Source organism: Pseudomonas sp. B16120, assembly GCF_044218845.1.
Lineage (GTDB): Bacteria > Pseudomonadota > Gammaproteobacteria > Pseudomonadales > Pseudomonadaceae > Aquipseudomonas > Aquipseudomonas paracarnis.
This window is the reverse complement of sequence record NZ_CP162588.1, coordinates 5,581,479-5,599,393: the sequence shown is the minus strand read 5'-3', so window position 1 is coordinate 5,599,393 and position 17,915 is coordinate 5,581,479. Positions and strand designations below refer to the sequence as shown.

The following is a 17,915-nucleotide window of genomic DNA, read 5'->3' as shown; positions in this document are numbered from 1 at the left end:
GCCAGGGGCTAAATGTCGATTTTCCTACTGTTACGCATGTACGCCTCGTCCCTCTTTCATCGCTTCGGTTGGGCAGGCCTGATCGTTGCCTTGGGTGTCCACCTGAGCACCGCTTACCTGGGCCTGGTGTTGCTGGGCGAACAACACCTCACCGCTGCCGCCACGTTTATCTACTTCTATCTCACCACCACACTCACCGTCGGCTATGGCGACCTCGCACCGCAGACTTCTGCTGGGCGAATTTTCGTGGCGGCCTGGGTCATGCTCGGGGGCATTGCGCTGCTCACGGCAGCCATCGGCAAAACCACCAGCAGTGTTATCGATGCATGGAGAAAGGGCATGAAGGGCAAAGGTGATTTCACCGGCAAGGTCGGCCATACCGTGCTGATCGGCTGGGAGGGCGCGTCCAGCGAGCGGGTGATTGAGTTGTTGCTGCAAGACGAAACCTCGAACGACAACCTGATCGTGATCTGCGATTGCAGCCTTGAAGAAAATCCGATGCCGGGCAAAGCAGCGTTCATCCGCGGCGAAAGCCTGTCTTCCACCGCACTGTTGCTGCGTGCCGGTGTGCCCGGTGCCGAGCGTGTGCTGGTTCGGACCCCGTCTGATGACCTGACGCTGGCCACCGTGCTGGCGGTGAATCAACTGAGCCCCGTCGGGCATGTGGTCGCCCACTTCAACGAAAGTGAAATCGCTGCACTGGCCAGCTCCTACGCCCCGCGCCTGGAATGCACGTCCAGCATGGCGATCGAAATGCTGGTGCGCGCCTCTCAGGATCCGGGCTCGTCGGTGGTCATCAATGAGTTGCTGTGCGTGGGGCAGGGCGCCACGCAATACCTGATGAAATTGCCCGACGCCTTTGAGGCAACGTTCGGCGAGCTGTACACGCAGATGAAGGAGCGCCACAACGCCACCCTCATTGGCTATCGCGCCAAAGGTGTTCAGCAGCCGTCGATCAACCCGCCCAGTGCCACAGCGGTCAAAGGCGGCGAACTCTTCTACATCGCTTCCACTCGCCTTAAGGAAATCTTTCATGGGATGGCTTAAACAGTTGATGGGGCTTGAGGCCCCAAAAGCCACTACCGACTCGAGCCGAACCGCCAGCCCAAGCCTGCCTGCCACCGGCCCTTTGGGCCTGGCGCCGGGCAAGGGCGTGATGTTTGACACGACTCTGAAATTGCTGCTCGATGAAAAAACCAACGTGGTGATCCCCGGCTCCCAGGAAATCTGGAGCAACGGCACCATCGACCTCGGCCAGTCCACCTGGCTGTCGCGCTATTACATGAACGACGAAGATTATTGGTTGCAGGTGCACACCACCGGCCAGATAGCGGGCCAGGTCGAGTCAGTGATTCTGTTCAACTACCTGAGTTACGTCACCATCAGCAGTGAAGCGGAACTGAGCAGGCTCGCGGGCCCACAAAGCCTGATCGGTCTGCCGACCTACACCCACGACGGCGTCGAGTTCTTCCGGGAGTGGGGCAGCGAAGATGGCCAGACCGAATTGGTGGCGATGAGCGAACAGGTCATCAGCCCAGAAGCCACCTACAGCGTCGAGCACCGTTCGATGCTATACGCCCGCGACACCGGCTTGACCGACCGCCGAGAGTTCCTGCTGTTCTCCGTCGAAGAAGATGCCGAAGGCACCATCAGCCTGAGCACATCCCTGGGCATTTCGCTGTACACCACCGACCTGACTACGCTCTAAAAAAGGAAGCCGTCCATGCTAGAAGCACTCTCCATCTCCCTCAACAAAGCTGCGGTGCTCGGCTTTGTCCTCTACATCCTGGGGGCTGCGGTACTGTTCGCGCTGTTCCAGTTCATCTACACCCGCATCACCCCGCACAAGGAGTTCGAACTGATCCGTGCGGGCAACACCTCCGCAGCGGTCGCCCTGGGCGGTGCCATCGTCGGTTTCGCCATTCCGGCCAGCAATGTGATTGCCTACTCGATCAACGTTCTCGACTTCATCGTCTGGGCCGTGATCGCCGCCGTCGTCCAACTGCTGGCGTTCCTGCTGACCAGCCTGGTGCTCAAAGGCACGTCCGAGCGCATCAAGAAGGGCGAACTGGCGGCCGGTATCTACGTGGCCGCGGTGGCCATCAGCGTCGGCATGCTGAATGCCGCGTGCATGACGCCCACCTCGAACTGATTGCCCACGGAGCTCCCGATGAAACGAAGCAAGTACGTCCAGCTGTCGCTGGCAGCGTCGGTCGCCATGGCGATATCCGGCTGTGGCCCAACGGAAAAAACCTACGACCTGCAAAAGAAGTACAACTTCCAATCGGTACAGCAATGCGCCGATGAAAAACTTCCGGTAGACGTCTGCTCGGACGCCTACATGACGGCCATGGCCGAGCATCGCCGCATTGCGCCGGTGTATGACAGCCAGGCCGATTGCGACGCCGACTTTGTCGCTGACTGGTGCCAGCAAGACTCCACCGGCAAATTCATCCCGCGCTTGGGCGGTTTCGAACTGACCGCCGACGGCCAGGTGACCCAATCCCAAGTCGACGCTGCCAATGCGCAAGCGGCCAACGCTCAGGCCAGCGGCGGCTCAGGCTTCTCCACCAGCAGCCTGCTGACCGGCTTGCTGATCGGCAACATGCTGAGCAACAACCGCAACAGCTACCGTTCCGAGCCGGTGTACCGCTACCGCGATGATCGCGGCAACTACGGTAACTCGACGCTCAACCAACGCGTGTCCAATGGCGCGACCTTTGGCCGTTCCAACCAAGCCCGCTACGGCAGCAGCAATTACACCAGCACGCTGCGCTCTTCACCTAAGTCGAGCTCGGTTTCATCGGCCACCTCCCGCGGCGGCTTCGGCAGCAAAGCCAGCGCACGCAGCGGCTGGGGCGGCGGGTCGAGCAGCTAAGGAAACCGGCCATGAAGAAGATCCAATGCGCAGAGCGTCATGACTGGAAACACACCGCCGAGAGCCTCGGCTTCCTGTTCCATACCATCGACGGCGAACCCTACTGGGACGAAAGCGCGTACTACCAGTTCACGCTCAAGCAAATCGAGCGCGACCTCGAAGACCCGACCACCGAGCTCCATGACATGTGCATGGACCTCGTCGCCCGCGTGGTCCACAGCGAAGAACTGCTTGAACGCCTGAGCATCCCCGCGCCTTTCTACGACATGATCCGAACCTCATGGCTCGAAGGCCACCCGCACCTTTACGGGCGCATGGACTTCTCCTACAACGGCAGCGGGCCCGCCAAGTTGCTGGAGCTCAACTACGACACCCCCACCAGCCTCTACGAAGCAGCCGCGTTTCAGTGGGGCTGGCTGGAACAATGCATCGAACGCGGCCTGCTGCCCAAGCACGCCGACCAGTTCAATAGCATCGACACCAAACTGCACCAGGCCTTCGCGCAACTGCAGGTCAACCAGCCGTTCTACTTCGCCTCGATGAAAGACTCGATCGAAGACAAAGGCACCACCGACTACCTGCGCCTGGTCGCTGAAAAGGTCGGCATCGAATCGCGCCACATCGACATCGAAGACATCGGCCTGAACAGCGAAGGCCGCTTCGTCGACCTTGAAGATCGCTGGATTCCCCACCTGTTCAAACTGCACGCCTGGGAGTTCATCTTCCACGAACCCTTTGGTGCCGCGATTGCCCAGAGCGACACACAGTTCTTCGAGCCCGCGTGGAAATCCATTATTTCCAACAAAGGCATCCTGCCGCTGCTGTGGGAATTCAACAAAGGCCACCCCAACCTGCTCGCGTCCCACCTGGACACCGACCCAGGCAAAGCCGTGCCAAAAGGCTGGGTGCGCAAGCCGTTCTTCTCCCGTGAAGGCGCCAACATCGAACTGCAAACCGCCGAAGGCCTGACCGTAAAAGAAGACGGCCCCTACACGGATGCGCCCTTCATCCTTCAAGAGTTCGCACCGCTGCCAAAATTTGGTGACAGCTACACGCTGATCGGCTCTTGGGTCATTGGCGACCAGGCCGCCGGCATCGGTGTGCGCGAGGACAATAGCTTGATCACCAAGGATTCAAGCCGGTTTCTGCCGCACTTGATCCTGGATTAGGGACGTCTGACGGGTTCGTTCCCACGCTCCGCGTGGTAACGCATCCAGTGACGCTCCGCGTCACCCGCACGCCTCTCAATCTACACCCATAAAAAAGCCTGCCTTTTCAGGCAGGCTCAATACGGAGCATGGCAGTCTTAGCTCTGGCGAGCAGACAGGGCCGAGTAGCTGTTCATCAAATTGCGGTAGTTAGGAATCCGCTGGGACAACAAATTCCCCAGCCCTTCGATATCGTTGCGCCAGTCGCGGTGCAACTCACACGCCACCGAGAACCAGTTCATCAACTGCGCACCGGCCTGCGTCATCCGGCTCCACGCCGCTTGCTGCACGGTGGTATTGAACGTGCCCGATGCATCCGTCACCACAAACACCTCAAAACCTTCTGCCAGCGCCGACAAGGTCGGGAACGCCACACACACATCCGTCACCACACCGGCAATGATGATCTGCTTACGCCCGGTGGCCTTGATTGCCTTGACGAAATCCTCGTTGTCCCAGGCGTTGATCTGACCAGGGCGAGCGATATACGGCGCGTCCGGGAACATCTCCTTCAGCTCCGGCACCAGCGGGCCGTTAGGGCCTTGCTCGAAACTGGTGGTGAGGATGGTCGGCAAGTTGAAGAACTTGGCCAGGTCAGCCAGGGCCAGCACGTTGTTCTTGAACTCGTTGGGGGAGAAGTCCTGCACCAGCGAGATCAGGCCGGTCTGGTGGTCGACCAGCAGAACAATGGCGTCGTCTTTGTTCAAGCGGTTGTAGGTTGCAGTGCTCATGGTTGAATCCTTTTTTGTTTAGGTTGGTTGGGCGTTGCGTTCAACATGAGCACAGATTAATGGGTAGGTGACGAGGGATAAATCGGGTGGAAGGAGTCTTACTGTCAACTTAAAGTGGACAATAGTTGGCACCCGATTTCAGGCCTCCGGGTCGCTGTGCAGACCAGGAGTGAATTGCCTGATTTTGAGTAGCTAGCAGGTCCGATCCCTTTCCTTTGCAGGACGTTTCCGAGAGAATCCCAACCGCTTGCGCCAGTGGAATTGGGTGACTAGGCTGCTGACCGTCACTGCTAATTCAGTGATCGGGTTTAGTCGCCCGGATTCGATTGGCGCATATGCAACTCATGAGTCAGGCACCTCATCGCCTGCATCTTATGGTGGCTGTGCGCAGGGCACCTTCGGGTGCGCCGGGTTCCAATCGACCGGTCGACTAACCTGCGTACAGCTGCCACCTTTCGTTTAGTCGCGTAATTGGCAGCTTCAAATTATCGATTGGAGTTTTGCTATGGATAACGTTGTTTCGGATTCGCCGTCGTCAGGCGCAACCAACCCATTTACGGTCAATGAAGAACTGAGCTTCGAGGATGCCTGGGTGCAGGTGGCTGAGCTGCTGCATTGTGCGCTGGCTACGTCGCAGGTGATCGGCGAGTCAGTGGCTGCGCCACAGAGGGCGGTGATGCATTTGGTGGAGATGGCGAAGATGGTGGCGGATAGGGCTGTGGAGTGTTTGCAGCCTAGGTGATATGACGTCGCCTGTTCGGTTTTGATCGTCCAGGCGACTTATTCACGATTTCCTTAATTTCGGCTCAGAAATAGGGCTTGAATTCGTTGCTGTCGCGAATCAGCAACTGCATCAGCTTTGGATGAATGAACAGTTTTTCCTTTCCGACCTGAACCTCTTGCAGAACATCAATGGAGACCAGCTCTTTGAGGTAGCGAGAAGCAGCCTGGCGCTGAGCGATCTGCTTGTCGACGACGTTGCTAATACGGCAATAGGGCTGCTCAAAAATCACGTCCACCAATTCGCGTGAGTAGGTTTTCGGCAAACGTTCGCGAACAAATTGGCTGGTGTGCTCGGACAGGCTGCGAATGGCGGCAATTTTTGCACTGGTCCAGCGAGCGGTTTCTTCCACGGCAGTAAGCATGTACAGCAGCCAGGGCTCCCAGGCCTGTTCGCGTGTGACATCAAGCAGTAGTCGATAGTAATCGGCTCTATGCGCAATGATGAAATGACTAAGGTAAAGAATCGGTAGATTCAACAGACCTTCCTGGATCAGATACAGGGTGTTTAGCACGCGCCCGGTACGACCGTTGCCGTCTGTGAATGGATGAATAGCCTCGAACTGATAGTGTCCGACAGCCATGCGAACCAGCGGGTCGAGGTCTGTCTCGTTGTGTAGAAAACGTTCCCAGTTGGTGAGCAAGTCGCGTAAGCGATCTTCGCCCTCTGGTGGGGTATAGATGATTTCTCCGGTCCGATCATTGGCTAGCTGGACGCCTGGCACTCGACGGATGTCCATGTCTACACCCTTGAGCGTTCGACAGATCTCTACTGCTGTGCCGGTAGAGAGTGGACGTTCAGCCAGAGACTGGAAACCGTTATGTAGAGCCTTGCGGTACCGGAGGGCTTCTTTGGTCGCGGGATCTGCATGATTGGCGCAATCCTGGGCATGCTGAAATAGTAAATCTGTAGTAGTGACAATACTTTCGATCTCGGAGCTGTCCTTGGCTTCCAGCAGCGGGATCGTATTGATCAGCATCGTCTGGTTAGGAATCAGCTCGGCTGCTTGTTTCAATTCGGCCAAGGCTGCTCGAGCTTCGATGCAGCGTTTGAGGACTGCTCGGGTTTCCAGTTCTGCCTTTGGCGGCAAGGGTGGAAGCTGGTTATAGGGTCTATCCGCCTGCCAAGGCCGTTGGGGGTTAGTCATGGGCGCACGCTCACTAGGACGTCCAGTTAAAGGTAAGGCCGCTTTTATAAGCGCCCTTGTCATGTCGCTAGTGTAAGCCTGTGTGCATAACGTGTCGTTATTTTTGTATTTTTGCGACATGTTTCATCCTCGCGTCGCTGTTGGCGACATGTTGGATATCGATCAGGTCGCTGACTATTTGGGTGAAGCAATGAAGAAGGGGTAATACACCTAGATTGCGTCGAGTCATTTTGATATTGCTGGAGCCCACTGGCCTTTGAATGGCTGCCTATTGCACCAGAGACATGTTCAGGGGGGGCAGAGTGGATCTTTAAGGCTACGTGATTGATGTTTAAGGGGGGGATTAAAAAGCCGGCTTGTGGGCGGCTTTTTATGTTTGTTAAGTTATTAATTTGTATAGTATTTTTATTTTTTATTTTGTTTGTCCCCTCATCTGTCCCCCCATGCCTGCGACGCGTGACATTGAATGCTCAAGCTTTGGCTCGTGGTCGCAAACGGACATAGGCTTCTCTCGGTCAGATGAGCCTGGATGCAGCTTCAATGATCTCTGCCATACGCTTTAGGCAAAAATCGGCCAAGAGCACCGTTCAAGGGTAGTTGCTTAAACGGCTGCTTGGGTTTTTTCAAGTTCCAGCCCAGGATGATAGTGGTGGTCAAAAAAACAGTCACCACTTGATTGAAGTACCCTGCACCTTGATGAAGAGGCTGAATCGCCCCTAGTTTCGTAGACACCTCCAAGCCTTAAAATGAGGCCCATTAGGAGGTGCCATGAGCAACCAGCGTTATCCCGAAGAATTCAAAATCCAGGCGGTCAAGCAAGTGACCGAAAAGCAGCTTCCTGTCTCGGAGGTGGCTGCACGATTGGGTGTGTCCGTGCACAGCCTCTATGCCTGGGTTAAGCGCTACACCAAGCCCCAGGAACAGCGCGTTGAGGAGAATGATCAGAGCGCAGAGGTTCGTCGTTTACGTGCCGAGCTGAAACGGGTGACGGAGGAGCGAGACATCTTAAAAAAGGCCGCCGCGTACTTTGCCAAGGAGTGCGGCTGAAGTACGCCTTTATTAAGCAGCAAGCGGGTCACTACGCGATTCGACGGCTTTGCCTGACGCTCAAGGTTCATCCCAGCGGCTACTACGCGTGGCTATCAGAACCAAAATCTGCGCGAGGCAAGGACGATCAGCGACTGCTTGGATTGATCAAACACTCCTGGCTGGAAAGCGGTGGCGTTTATGGCTATCGCAAGATCCATGATGACCTGCGAGAGGTCGGTGAGAGCTGTGGCCGTCACCGGGTGGCTAGGTTGATGCGCCTTGAAGGTTTACGTTCTCAGACTGGGTATCGACGGAGGCCGGGAAAATATGGCGGTAAACCAGCCGTTGCCTCACCGAACTTACTGAAGCGCCAATTCGATGTCAGAGAACCCAACAAAGTCTGGGTCACAGACATTACCTACATCCGAACATATGAAGGCTGGCTGTATTTGGCCGTGGTGCTCGATCTGTTTTCACGCCAGATCATTGGTTGGTCAATGAAGTCGCAGATGACCAGCGACGTAGCCATTGATGCACTGCTGATGGCGGTTTGGAGACGTAAGCCGAAGCAAGAGGTGATGATCCACTCAGATCAAGGAAGTCAGTACAGCAGCTCAGACTGGCGAAGCTTCTTGAAAGCTAACAACCTGATAGCCAGCATGAGTCGTCGAGGTAACTGCCACGACAACGCTGTAGCGGAGAGCTTTTTCCAGTTGCTAAAGCGGGAACGGATCAAGCGTAAAATCTACACTACACGCCAGGATGCTCGGGATGATGTGTTCGATTACATCGAGATGTTTTACAACCCAAAACGACGCCACAGTTTCAACAATCAGCTGTCACCGGTAGAGTTTGAAAAGCGTTACGCAGCGAGCCTGGAGAGTGTCTAGAAAACCCGGGGCGATTCAGGCGGCATACTATCGACTATGGCTATGGCTATGGCTATGGCTATGGCTATGGCTATGGCTCTGGCTCTGGCTCTGTCGCTAGAGCACTGACCGCCGTTAACCTTTGAGGAGTCACTGTGGCACGCATTCGCCGACTGAAAATCAGCAACTTCAGGTCTATCCAAGCGCTGGATTGGGTGCCTTCCCCCGGCATTAACTGCCTCATAGGCCCTGGCGACAGCGGAAAATCCACCATCCTCGACGCGATTGACCTCTGCCTTGGCGCTCGCCGAAGCAGCTCATTCGGCGATATGGATTTCTTCGCTCTGAACGTCGAAGTGCCCATCACCATCAGCGTGACGCTTGGCGATCTCCCTACATCGCTGATGGACATTGACCTGTACGGCGACTTCCTGCGTGGATTCAATCCCGAAACGGGAGCGGTCGAAGATGAACCGCGGGTGGGTATTGAGACTGTCATCACATTGCTTCTGCAGGTTGGTGCCGATTTGGAGCCTTCTTGGACGCTTTTCTCTGAGCGCGCGGAACTGCAGCAGCTTGAGCGCACCCTTCCCTGGAAAGAGCGAGCGGCAATAGCTCCCGCCCGCATTGGTAGCTTTGCGAGTTCGAACCTGTCATGGAGTCGTGGTTCGGTGCTCAATCGACTTACTGATGAACGAGCGGAGCTTGGTGCCGAACTAGCGCGCGCCGCCAGGCAGGCAAGAGCGAACTTTGGCAATCAAGCGGCCTCACATCTAATCCAGACGCTTGAGGTCGTGCAGCAGACAGCGCAGCATCTCGGCGTTTCGGTCGGGGCGATGCCACTGGCACTCCTTGATGCACACTCTGTGTCGATTGGCGAGGGGGCCATCGCGTTGCACAGCGAGACAGGCATTCCGCTACGCTCCCTTGGTACGGGTTCGTCACGCCTGCTAGTGGCTGGGCTTCAGAGGGCTGCGGCCAGCGCCGCGCCAATTGCTCTAGTCGATGAGGTGGAATATGGACTCGAACCTCATCGGCTAATGCGTTTCCTAGATTCTCTCGGCGCGAAGGACGCTGTAGCTCCGCTGCAGGTCTTCATGACGACGCATTCGCCGGTCGCGCTTCGCGAGCTGTCCGGCAGCCAGCTGTTCGTTGTTCGATCAGGGCCTGAACGCCACAGCGTTATGACGGCAGGGGGAGCCAATGAAGTACAGAGCACTCTTCGGACCGACCCGGAGGCGTTCCTCGCCAAATCCATCATCGTCTGCGAGGGGGCTAGTGAGGTAGGTTTCGCGCGTGGCCTTGACCAATGGTGGGTCAGCCTTGGGGCCACCTCGTTTCTGGCTCATGGAGGTGCTTACGTGAACGCTGGCGGGGGAAGTCCTGATAATAGCCTTATCCGCGGAACCGCACTTCGGAACCTAGGCTATCGCGTGTTGGTTTTTGTGGACGCCGACAAGCCGTCTACCGCAGGACTTGCGGAAGCATTCTTGGCCGCAGGTGGGCAAATTCTTACCTGGCGTCCGGGTCTTACTTTGGAGGATGAGATCTTCCGCCATCTCAGTGACCAAGCACTTGATGCCCTTCTGGCGAAAGCCGAAGCGATAGTGGGTGTCGAACTGATGAACGAGCATATTCAGACTAGGTCCCAAGGGCGCGTGACGCTGAACGACATCCAGGGTGAAAGACTCGTGGATGGCTACTCACCCGCGAAGCGAGAGCTACTGGGTACCGCATCCCGTATCCGCAACAGCGGGTGGTTCAAGTCGTTGACAACCTACCAGGAAGTCGCGAGGGACATCGTTGGCCCGTCTCTGCAGACGGCCGAAGCGGGCTTCATGGCCGTCACGAACCAGCTCTGGACGTTCACAAGTGCCCCTTGAAATCGACATCTTCGCCATCGAGCGTGGCTCAATAACAGCCCCCGCAGGTTGTGGGAAGACGCAGCTGATTGCTGACACGCTCATCGCGCATACGCAGAGCAAGCCCATCCTTGTCCTAACGCACACGAACGCTGGTGTTGCGGCTTTGCGCGCACGCCTGAGACGTGCAGGCGTTCCTAGCTCCGCGTATCGGGTCTCCACCATCGACGGGTTCTCGATGCGTCTCATCGCCAGGTTCCCGGCGCGAAGCGGCCACAACCCGCAAATCTTGGAGCTCCATCAGCCCAACGCGGACTACCCTGCAATTCGAGAGGCCGCCGGGCAGTTGTTGCACGCTGGCCACCTTGCCCAGCCTCTCCGTGCCAGCTACGCACGGTTGCTTGTCGACGAGTACCAAGACTGCAATGTCGTCCAGCATGCCATCGTGTCAGGTTTGGCCCAGGTGCTTCCGACCTGCGTGCTTGGTGACCCCATGCAAGCCATCTTCGGTTTCCGTGGCAATCGACTGGTGCATTGGGCGAACGAAGTTCAGCCCCAATTCCCGGCGGCGGGTGAACTGAGGATTCCGTGGCGCTGGCGACTGGCCGGTGCTGAAAACCTTGGGCAGTGGTTACTCGCCATCCGGCAACAACTTCAGGCTGGCCAGCCGGTGGACCTACGCACGGCTCCGGCAGAAGTACGTTGGGCTCAGCTGAACGCTGGAACCGAAGTCCAGCAGCGCCTAGTGGCCGCGAGAACTGAGGCCCCCAACGCTCAGGGCAGCGTCCTCATCATCGGGGACGCTATGAACGTGCAAGGCCGCCATCAGCTCACGAGCCAGACACCAGGGGCCATGGCCGTCGAAGCTGTCGACCTACGAGATCTAGTCAACTTCGCAAGGCAGTTCGACCTGCAAGGCGTCAATCCTCTGGCTCAGCTCGCCGAATTCGCTTCAAACGTGATGACCGGGGTTGGTGCCGCAAACCTACGAACGCGTGTCGAGTCTCTTCGTGGAGGACGGGCCCGAACGCCTCCGACCCCGGCTGAGGCCGAGGCCGTTGCATTCGTCGCGGAGCCAACGCTTGACAGAGCGCATCGTGTGCTCAATGCCCTCGCTGACCAGCCTGACTCACGCGTGTTCCGACCAGAAGTCCTGCACTGCTGTCGCTCTGCCATGCAAGCAGTGGCAGGAGGGGCATCCGACTTTCTGACTGCAGCGATTCAAGCTCGCGAACGCAATCGACATCTTGGTCGACCGATTGCACGACGTTCGGTTGGCAGCACTTTACTTCTCAAGGGCCTGGAGGCGGACGTCTCGGTGGTTCTGTATCCTGAGTTGATGACAGCCCAAAACCTTTATGTCGCCCTCACACGGGGCGCAAGGCAAGTAGTTGTGTGCTCTCCCACGGCCATACTCACGCCGGTGCGAAACGGCTGAGTTGTCTCGTGATCAGGGCGTAATTGGCAGGAGACTGGTATGCGTTGCTTAAGCTTGGTCGGGTTCCATGGATGGTCAACGTTGATTAGCACGCCCAGCGTCTGCAGGTGCAGTCCCTCACAGGCTGCATCGGTGGCGACCATTAGCCGAAGCTTACGATCTGGCACGATGCGCTTGAGGGTTTCACGGTCGATGAACGCGAGGTGCACGACTGGATACTGGCAAGAATTGAAGAGCGCGGCCTAGCAGAGAGCTCTTCAGCCCGATCTGGTCGTCTGAATGTGGCCAGCTAAAAATTAATCACTGCGCCATGACCGGCCTGTAGCTGGTCATGGCGTTTATGCCGCTTTGGGAAAGCCTGTCTTCTCAGCTAACTCCCCCAAAAGGTGGTTTGGAAAATCTCTTGGTAGGCTTGGGAATGTTGCTCCTCATCTCCCCGTCTGGCCGTGAGGAGCCATCTGAGACGGTGCTGCTTCTAGTTATATAGTTATTAACTATCGATACATAAAATTCAATAGGCAGTATGATCCAGCTACACAGCACCTACTGCTCAGACTAGCGATACGTCTTCGGTTAAAAAGTACACAGAGCACGTACCTGATATGCGAACAACCAATCAGGTACACCACCATGACCAAGCGCAACACCTACACCTACCTTTCCCAGTCCGACATCGCCATTCAGATTGAACGACTCGTCCAGGCCATCGAGCAGCATGACAGCCCAGCCTTTCGGTTCAGGCAAACCCGCACAGGTTATGAGCGAGTTGAGGAGACCAGGCTCTCCAGATACTTCACTCACATCCGGCAGATGATGGATCTGTTCGATGACCGAGTTGAATACCGCTACAGCGAGCACCTGCGAGCGTTTTGGGAAGCATGCCAGGACATTGGACTGGAGCGTCATCCTGATGGTCCTGTCTGCTTGAATGAAAGGGGTACGGCTTGGCTCGACCACCACCACAGCATGAACGTCTTGGTTGCTCGGATCCGTCAGTTGACTCGTGAGCGATGGTATCTCCGCAGGAAGGATGACCTCCGCCTCCAGGCTAAGAAGCAGGAGGGAAGCGTCACCGATTACGTTGATGCTGTGCTTGATCGTTACTCTCGCACCACAATAGTCAGGGTCAATCTGTACTACCTCTCGGAAGCGCAGGCAAGGTTACGTGTCGAGCATGTATTCGACGACCTGGATCGGCTGATTGCTGAGCGTGAGCGCAATCCGATCTTCGACCTTGAGACTGGTTACATCTGCAGTGTTGAACAGGGTGAAGACCGGGGATACCACATCCATGCGGCTTTCTTCTTCAACGGTAATGAAGTGCGCGGAGACATCTATAAAGCCAAGCAGATTGGTGAGCTGTGGGAGCGGATTACGCGGGGGCAGGGCTACTTCAATAGCTGCAATCACGACAAGGAAAAGTACGGAGACAAGTGTGGTATCGGCATGATCCTGCGGAGCGATCGAACGATTCGGCGCAATGTTCATAAAACGGTGCGTTACCTGGTCAAGGACGCTCAGCAATTACGGTTGAAGCCGCTCCGTGGCAAGTGCCTGCGCAAAGGATTGCGACGGTAGCTATCTACCTGAAATCTTTACAAGTCGCAGCCCTCGTGCTGGTTCTCAGCTCCCTGACCGGTTAAGGTTCTGCCATCAGCAACACCACCACCGCAAGGAGGCTCCGGGGCGATCATCGCCTGACAAACCTCCCTGCGTTCACCCGTTTAAAGGATTCCTGCGTGAACCAGCAACAGCAAAATCTCGCCGATTTCATCTGGAACGTGGCCGATGTGCTACGTGGCGATTTCAGGCAGTCCGAGTTCGGTCGCATCATCCTGCCTTTTACTGTGCTGCGTCGTCTGGAGTGCGTGCTGGAACCTACCCGCGACAAGGTGCGCAGCCAGTTTCTGGCAATGCACGCCAGCGGCGTGGATATGGATTTGATTCTGCCTACCACCGCCGGGGCTACCTTCTATAACGTCTCGCAGTTTGCTTTGGAAAGCGTCGGCTCCACCAGCACCCGCGCCAATCTGGAAAATTACATCGCCAAATTTTCGGCCAATGCCCATCAGGTATTTCAGCACTTCAATTTTGCTGATTGGCTTAGCCGACTGGAAACCGCCAACCTGCTGTACCTATTGACGCAGAAGTTCGCTAGCATCGATTTGCATCCCAGCGTTATCAGCAACCACGAAATGGGTCTGGTGTTCGAGCATCTGATCCGAAAGTTCGCTGAGTCCGCCAACGACACCGCCGGAGAGTTCTTCACCCCGCGTGACGTGGTGCGTCTTGCAACTACGTTGATCTTCGCACCCGACCATCAGGCGCTGAATGGCGAAGGCGTGGTGCGCACCGTGTATGACTGCGCTGCTGGTACGGGCGGCTTCCTCTCCTCAGCCATCGAGCAGGTGGCTGAGTGGAACCCCAATGCCCGCCTGGTGCCTTACGCTCAGGAATTGAACCCGGAAACCTACGCCATCTCGGTGGCGGACAAGTTGATTCAGGGTTATGACACCAAGAACATCAAGCTAGGTAACACCCTTTCCAGCGACCTGTTGCCCCATGAGCAGTTCGACTACTGCCTGGCTAACCCGCCGTTCGGCGTGAAGTGGGAGAAGGTGCAGAAGCAGGTGCAGGACGAGCAGGCCAGTCTTGGTTTCGCCGGGCGCTTCGGTGCCGGCCTGCCACGAGTGGGCGATGGCTCACTGCTGTTCCTTATGCACCTACTGTCCAAGCGCAAGCCGGCAGAGCAGGGTGGCACACGGATCGGTATCGTCTTGTCCGGCTCTCCGCTGTTCAATGGCGGTGCGGGCTCCGGCGAATCGGAGATCCGTCGCTGGATTCTGGAGAATGACTGGCTGGAGGCGATCATCGCCCTGCCCAACGACCTGTTCTACAACACAGGCATCGGCACCTATATCTGGGTGCTGTCCAACCATAAGGAAGCCGCGCGCAAAGGCCAGGTGCAACTGATCGACGCCACCGCCATGCACGCGCCCATGCGTAAAAGCCTGGGCAGCAAGCGTAAGTTTCTCGCTGAGGAGCAGATCGCAGAAATTGCCAAGCTGCATGAGGCCGGTAAGAACGGTTCGAACAGCAAGGTGTTTGCCACCACCGACTTCGGCTACCGGCGCATCACCGTCGAGCGCCCGCTGCGCCTGCGCTTCTCGGTCACGCCGGACAAGCTCGCCGCTTACCAGGCCACCAAGGGTGCCGATCAGGTTGAAGAGTTCGCTAACGTTTCCGGCAGCTTCGATAACTTGCCGGCCTTCCTCAACGCCGCTGGCATCAAGAAACTCAGCAAAGGCGCGCTGAAAGCCGCATTGGCCTGCTTCGGCGAGCGTGCTGCCGAAGCCCAACCGGTACTGGACGACAAAGGCAATATGCAGGCGGACAGCGACCTACGCGAGTTCGAGAACGTGCCGCTCAACCAGTCCATCGACGAATACTTCGCCCGTGAAGTGCTGCCGCACGTGTCGGATGCCTGGATCGATACCGGCAAGCTTGATGCGAAGGACGGCCAGGTCGGCATCGTCGGCTACGAGATCAACTTCAACCGCTACTTCTACGTCTACCAGCCACCGCGTGCGCTGGCTGAGATCGATGCCGACTTGAAGGCAGTGGAGGCGGAGATTGCCGCGCTGCTGGGTGAGGTGACGGCGTGAGTCATTACAAGCCGTACCCGGTGTACAAGGATTCCGGGGTGGAGTGGTTGGGGCAGGTGCCGGGGCATTGGGCTGTCTCGCCACTCAAGTACGTCGTGACTTTCCGTAGCGGAGGCACTCCCAGCAAAGACAAGCAGGAATTTTGGGATGGCGATATCCCTTGGGCCTCGGCCAAAGACCTCAAAAAGGAACAGCTTGAGGACACGCAAGATCATCTGACAGAGCTGGCGGTTACATCTGGTGCTGCATCTCTGGTTCCTGCAGGAAGCGTTTTGGTTGTGGTCAGGGGAATGATTCTGGCGCGGATATTTCCGGTGGCTGAAGCCATGGTGCCGATGGCAATCAATCAAGATTTGAAGGCTCTGCATGCGTCGTCGAAGCTGGATGGGAGATTTCTGGCTCATTTGCTCAGAGGCTTGGCAGATGAGTCGCTGTGCCGTCTTGAGGAGGCCGGGCATGGAACAAAGGCTCTCCGTATGGAGGCATGGACATCCATGCAGCTCACAATTCCACCCAGCGAGGAGCAATGCGCAATTCTTTCCCACCTCGATCGCGAAACCGTCCGCATCGACGCGTTGGTGGAGAAGAAAGCCCGCTTTATCGAACTGCTGCGCGAAAAGCGCCAGGCGCTGATCACCCATGCCGTCACGAAGGGTCTCGATCCGAATGTGAAGATGAAAGACTCCGGCGTAGAGTGGCTGGGAGAGGTGCCTGAGCATTGGGCCGTCTGCAAGCTGAGTTTCCGATACTCAGTTGAGCTAGGGAAAATGCTCGACGAGAAAAAGCTCACCAAGACTAGCCTGGTTCCTTACCTTAGAAATCAGGATGTGCAATGGGGGGCCATCAATATCCAAAATCTTCCTGAAATGGATATTCATCCGGCGGAGATTGAACGTTATACCGTCATGGATGGGGATTTGATGGTCTGCGAAGGTGGGGATGTAGGGCGTGCAGCTATCTGGAGGGGTGAAAGCTCTGTTTTCGGCTACCAGAAAGCTCTACATCGTTTGCGTCCGCGCTTACAAAACACGGATACGGCAGAATTTTTCTTCTTTTCACTTCTTACCGCAAAAAAGCGCGGGGTTTTTGAGGAATCGGATTCCAAGGCAACTATTGCGCATCTGCCAGCTGAGAAGTTTCGCCAATACCGGTTTGCTTTTCCGCCAAAGCGTGAGCAGCGAGAAATTGCAGATCATGTTCGCATTGAGTCCGATAGCCTTGATGTTTTGCTAACTAAAACCGCGCGCAGCATTGCTCTACTCAAAGAACGCCGCTCCGCCCTAATCACGGCCGCCGTCACCGGCCAAATCGACCTGCGGGAGGCCACATGAACCCAGGCCGCAGCATCCGTTTGTTTCTGGTGGACGGTACGCCCAATGGACTTCTTACTGCCGAGATCATGAACTGGACCGGCCATGTTCTCACCGGCCCGCGCAGCAAGCTGGCCGAGCTGGTGCAGCGTCCCGAGTGCGGGCGAACCGGCGTGTATTTTCTGGTCGGCCCCGACCCGGATAACAATCTGCGCTCCAAGGTGTATATCGGCGAGTCGGATGACGTGGCCAAGCGCCTCAAACAGCACAACCGCCCGGAGGCCTCCGAGGGTACGGCGGGCGGCAAAGACTTCTGGGAAAAGGTTTGTCTGGTCACCAGCAAGGACCAGAACTTGACCAAGACCCATGTGAAGTATCTGGAAAGCCTGCTGATCAGCATCGCTAACCAAGTCGGCCGCTGCGAGCTGCTTAATGGCACTGCGCATGATTATGGCAGTCTGCCGGAGTCCGACCGCGCTGATATGGCCTTCTTCCTAGAGCAGATCCGTACCGTGCTGCCGGTGCTGGGCTTCGACTTTCTGCGTGAGCTGACCAAGCCTTCCGCTGCCGTCAGTACCAGCCCGGCCATTCCAGTCAGCCACTCGCCGCGCTTCAATCTGGAGGTGCCGCGTTACAGCATCAGCGCGCAAGGGCAGGAAATCGACGGCGAGTTCTTTGTGCTCAAGGGCTCTAAGGCCCGCGCCGAGTGGGTGGGTACCGAGCGTGGCTACCAGGGATTATTCAAGCAACTGGTCGGCGAAGGCGTCATGGTCGCACAAGGCAGCAATAACCTGGTGTTTAGCGACGACTATGCCTTCAGCAGCCCCAGCGCTGCCGCCGCCGTGGTGTGTGGCCGTTCCGCCAATGGGCGCACCTCCTGGGTGGTTGAGGGCACGGGGCAAACCTACGCAGCCTGGCAGGATCAGCAGTTAAACAGCGTTACCCCCGAACCGGAGGCAGAATGAGCAAGCCAGACACTTTTCTGTGCAGCTCAGCG

16 protein-coding genes and 1 pseudogene are annotated in these 17,915 nt (G+C 57.0%); 14 read left to right on the top strand and 3 right to left on the bottom strand.

Going from position 1 to position 17,915, the window contains the following annotated elements; genetic code table 11:
- Window positions 1–12: 12 nt before the first annotated feature.
- From AB4P90_RS26150 to AB4P90_RS26130, 5 genes are read left to right on the top strand one after another with little or no spacing between them, the layout of a single operon-like run.
- Window positions 13–1,047, top strand: a complete 1,035-nt coding sequence (locus tag AB4P90_RS26150) for an ion channel (protein WP_019818834.1) — start codon at window positions 13–15, stop codon at window positions 1,045–1,047.
- Window positions 1,034–1,708, top strand: a complete 675-nt coding sequence (locus tag AB4P90_RS26145) for a DUF2491 family protein (protein ID WP_020302431.1) — start codon at window positions 1,034–1,036, stop codon at window positions 1,706–1,708. The genes AB4P90_RS26150 and AB4P90_RS26145 overlap by 14 nt, the downstream gene beginning before the upstream one ends.
- Window positions 1,709–1,723: 15 nt before the next feature.
- Window positions 1,724–2,152 carry a DUF350 domain-containing protein gene (locus tag AB4P90_RS26140; RefSeq protein WP_003194539.1) on the top strand — a complete coding sequence of 143 codons (429 nt, stop codon included), beginning with the start codon at window positions 1,724–1,726 and terminating at the stop codon, window positions 2,150–2,152.
- 18 nt (window positions 2,153–2,170) lie between these two features.
- Window positions 2,171–2,878: a DUF1190 domain-containing protein gene (locus tag AB4P90_RS26135; protein WP_198833161.1), complete on the top strand. Its 708-nt coding sequence runs from the start codon at window positions 2,171–2,173 to the stop codon at window positions 2,876–2,878.
- An 11-nt stretch (window positions 2,879–2,889) separates the two neighbouring features.
- Window positions 2,890–4,047, top strand: a complete 1,158-nt coding sequence (locus AB4P90_RS26130) for a glutathionylspermidine synthase family protein (RefSeq protein WP_014720110.1) — start codon at window positions 2,890–2,892, stop codon at window positions 4,045–4,047.
- A gap of 137 nt (window positions 4,048–4,184) precedes the next feature.
- On the opposite strand, the gene ycaC is transcribed toward AB4P90_RS26130, so the two are convergent.
- Window positions 4,185–4,817, bottom strand: coding sequence for an isochorismate family cysteine hydrolase YcaC (gene ycaC / locus AB4P90_RS26125; protein ID WP_014720109.1), 633 nt, complete (start codon window positions 4,815–4,817; stop codon window positions 4,185–4,187).
- A gap of 505 nt (window positions 4,818–5,322) precedes the next feature.
- Here ycaC and AB4P90_RS26120 point away from each other — a divergent pair.
- Complete coding sequence (locus tag AB4P90_RS26120) at window positions 5,323–5,559, top strand: hypothetical protein (RefSeq protein WP_003194531.1); 237 nt, start codon at window positions 5,323–5,325, stop codon at window positions 5,557–5,559.
- A 64-nt stretch (window positions 5,560–5,623) separates the two neighbouring features.
- Here AB4P90_RS26120 and fic read toward each other — a convergent pair whose 3' ends face one another.
- A complete protein-coding gene (gene fic, locus AB4P90_RS26115; protein WP_032904192.1) occupies window positions 5,624–6,745 on the bottom strand; it encodes a protein adenylyltransferase Fic in 1,122 nt (373 codons plus the stop codon).
- 768 nt (window positions 6,746–7,513) lie between these two features.
- Between fic and AB4P90_RS26110 the strand changes: the two genes are divergently transcribed.
- From AB4P90_RS26110 to AB4P90_RS26100, 3 genes are all read left to right on the top strand, one after another.
- Window positions 7,514–8,664 (top strand): IS3 family transposase gene (locus AB4P90_RS26110; protein ID WP_395605474.1). Its coding sequence is split into 2 segments (ribosomal slippage): window positions 7,514–7,748 and window positions 7,748–8,664, totalling 1,152 coding nucleotides; the frame shifts between segments, so codons are not numbered across the junction.
- A 134-nt stretch (window positions 8,665–8,798) separates the two neighbouring features.
- Window positions 8,799–10,526, top strand: coding sequence for an ATP-dependent endonuclease (locus tag AB4P90_RS26105; RefSeq protein WP_010562353.1), 1,728 nt, complete (start codon window positions 8,799–8,801; stop codon window positions 10,524–10,526).
- Window positions 10,516–11,943, top strand: coding sequence for a UvrD-helicase domain-containing protein (locus tag AB4P90_RS26100; protein ID WP_010562354.1), 1,428 nt, complete (start codon window positions 10,516–10,518; stop codon window positions 11,941–11,943). Before AB4P90_RS26105 ends, AB4P90_RS26100 begins: the two co-directional genes overlap by 11 nt.
- Here the strand turns inward: AB4P90_RS26100 and AB4P90_RS26095 are convergent.
- Complete coding sequence (locus tag AB4P90_RS26095) at window positions 11,862–12,086, bottom strand: helicase-related protein (RefSeq protein WP_231998196.1); 225 nt, start codon at window positions 12,084–12,086, stop codon at window positions 11,862–11,864. The two genes, AB4P90_RS26100 and AB4P90_RS26095, sit on opposite strands and share 82 nt — an antisense overlap.
- 51 nt (window positions 12,087–12,137) lie before the next feature.
- On the opposite strand from AB4P90_RS26095, the pseudogene AB4P90_RS26090 reads away from it, so the two are divergent.
- The 5 genes and pseudogenes from AB4P90_RS26090 to AB4P90_RS26070 form a co-directional block, all read left to right on the top strand.
- Window positions 12,138–12,236 (top strand): annotated as a pseudogene (locus tag AB4P90_RS26090) (AlpA family transcriptional regulator); the annotation flags it as partial.
- A 337-nt stretch (window positions 12,237–12,573) separates the two neighbouring features.
- Window positions 12,574–13,521, top strand: coding sequence for an inovirus-type Gp2 protein (locus AB4P90_RS26085; RefSeq protein WP_010562355.1), 948 nt, complete (start codon window positions 12,574–12,576; stop codon window positions 13,519–13,521).
- Window positions 13,522–13,682: 161 nt separating this feature from the next.
- Window positions 13,683–15,608: a class I SAM-dependent DNA methyltransferase gene (locus AB4P90_RS26080; protein ID WP_010562356.1), complete on the top strand. Its 1,926-nt coding sequence runs from the start codon at window positions 13,683–13,685 to the stop codon at window positions 15,606–15,608.
- Entirely contained in the window at window positions 15,605–16,939 is a 1,335-nt protein-coding gene (locus AB4P90_RS26075) for a restriction endonuclease subunit S (RefSeq protein ID WP_236202538.1), read from the top strand. Before AB4P90_RS26080 ends, AB4P90_RS26075 begins: the two co-directional genes overlap by 4 nt.
- Entirely contained in the window at window positions 16,936–17,883 is a 948-nt protein-coding gene (locus tag AB4P90_RS26070) for a GIY-YIG nuclease family protein (protein WP_010562358.1), read from the top strand. The genes AB4P90_RS26075 and AB4P90_RS26070 overlap by 4 nt, the downstream gene beginning before the upstream one ends.
- The last annotated feature ends 32 nt before the right edge of the window (window positions 17,884–17,915 follow it).

Excerpts from the sequence above, each read along its gene's own strand:
- AB4P90_RS26150 (WP_019818834.1), top strand. The coding sequence starts at position 13 with ATGTCGATTTTCCTACTGTTACGCATGTACGCCTCGTCCCTCTTTCAT.
- AB4P90_RS26145 (WP_020302431.1), top strand. The coding sequence starts at position 1,034 with ATGGGATGGCTTAAACAGTTGATGGGGCTTGAGGCCCCAAAAGCCACT.
- AB4P90_RS26140 (WP_003194539.1), top strand. The coding sequence starts at position 1,724 with ATGCTAGAAGCACTCTCCATCTCCCTCAACAAAGCTGCGGTGCTCGGC.
- AB4P90_RS26135 (WP_198833161.1), top strand. The coding sequence starts at position 2,171 with ATGAAACGAAGCAAGTACGTCCAGCTGTCGCTGGCAGCGTCGGTCGCC.
- AB4P90_RS26130 (WP_014720110.1), top strand. The coding sequence starts at position 2,890 with ATGAAGAAGATCCAATGCGCAGAGCGTCATGACTGGAAACACACCGCC.
- ycaC (WP_014720109.1), bottom strand. The coding sequence starts at position 4,817 with ATGAGCACTGCAACCTACAACCGCTTGAACAAAGACGACGCCATTGTT.
- AB4P90_RS26120 (WP_003194531.1), top strand. The coding sequence starts at position 5,323 with ATGGATAACGTTGTTTCGGATTCGCCGTCGTCAGGCGCAACCAACCCA.
- fic (WP_032904192.1), bottom strand. The coding sequence starts at position 6,745 with ATGACTAACCCCCAACGGCCTTGGCAGGCGGATAGACCCTATAACCAG.
- AB4P90_RS26095 (WP_231998196.1), bottom strand. The coding sequence starts at position 12,086 with ATGGTCGCCACCGATGCAGCCTGTGAGGGACTGCACCTGCAGACGCTG.
- AB4P90_RS26085 (WP_010562355.1), top strand. The coding sequence starts at position 12,574 with ATGACCAAGCGCAACACCTACACCTACCTTTCCCAGTCCGACATCGCC.
- AB4P90_RS26070 (WP_010562358.1), top strand. The coding sequence starts at position 16,936 with ATGAACCCAGGCCGCAGCATCCGTTTGTTTCTGGTGGACGGTACGCCC.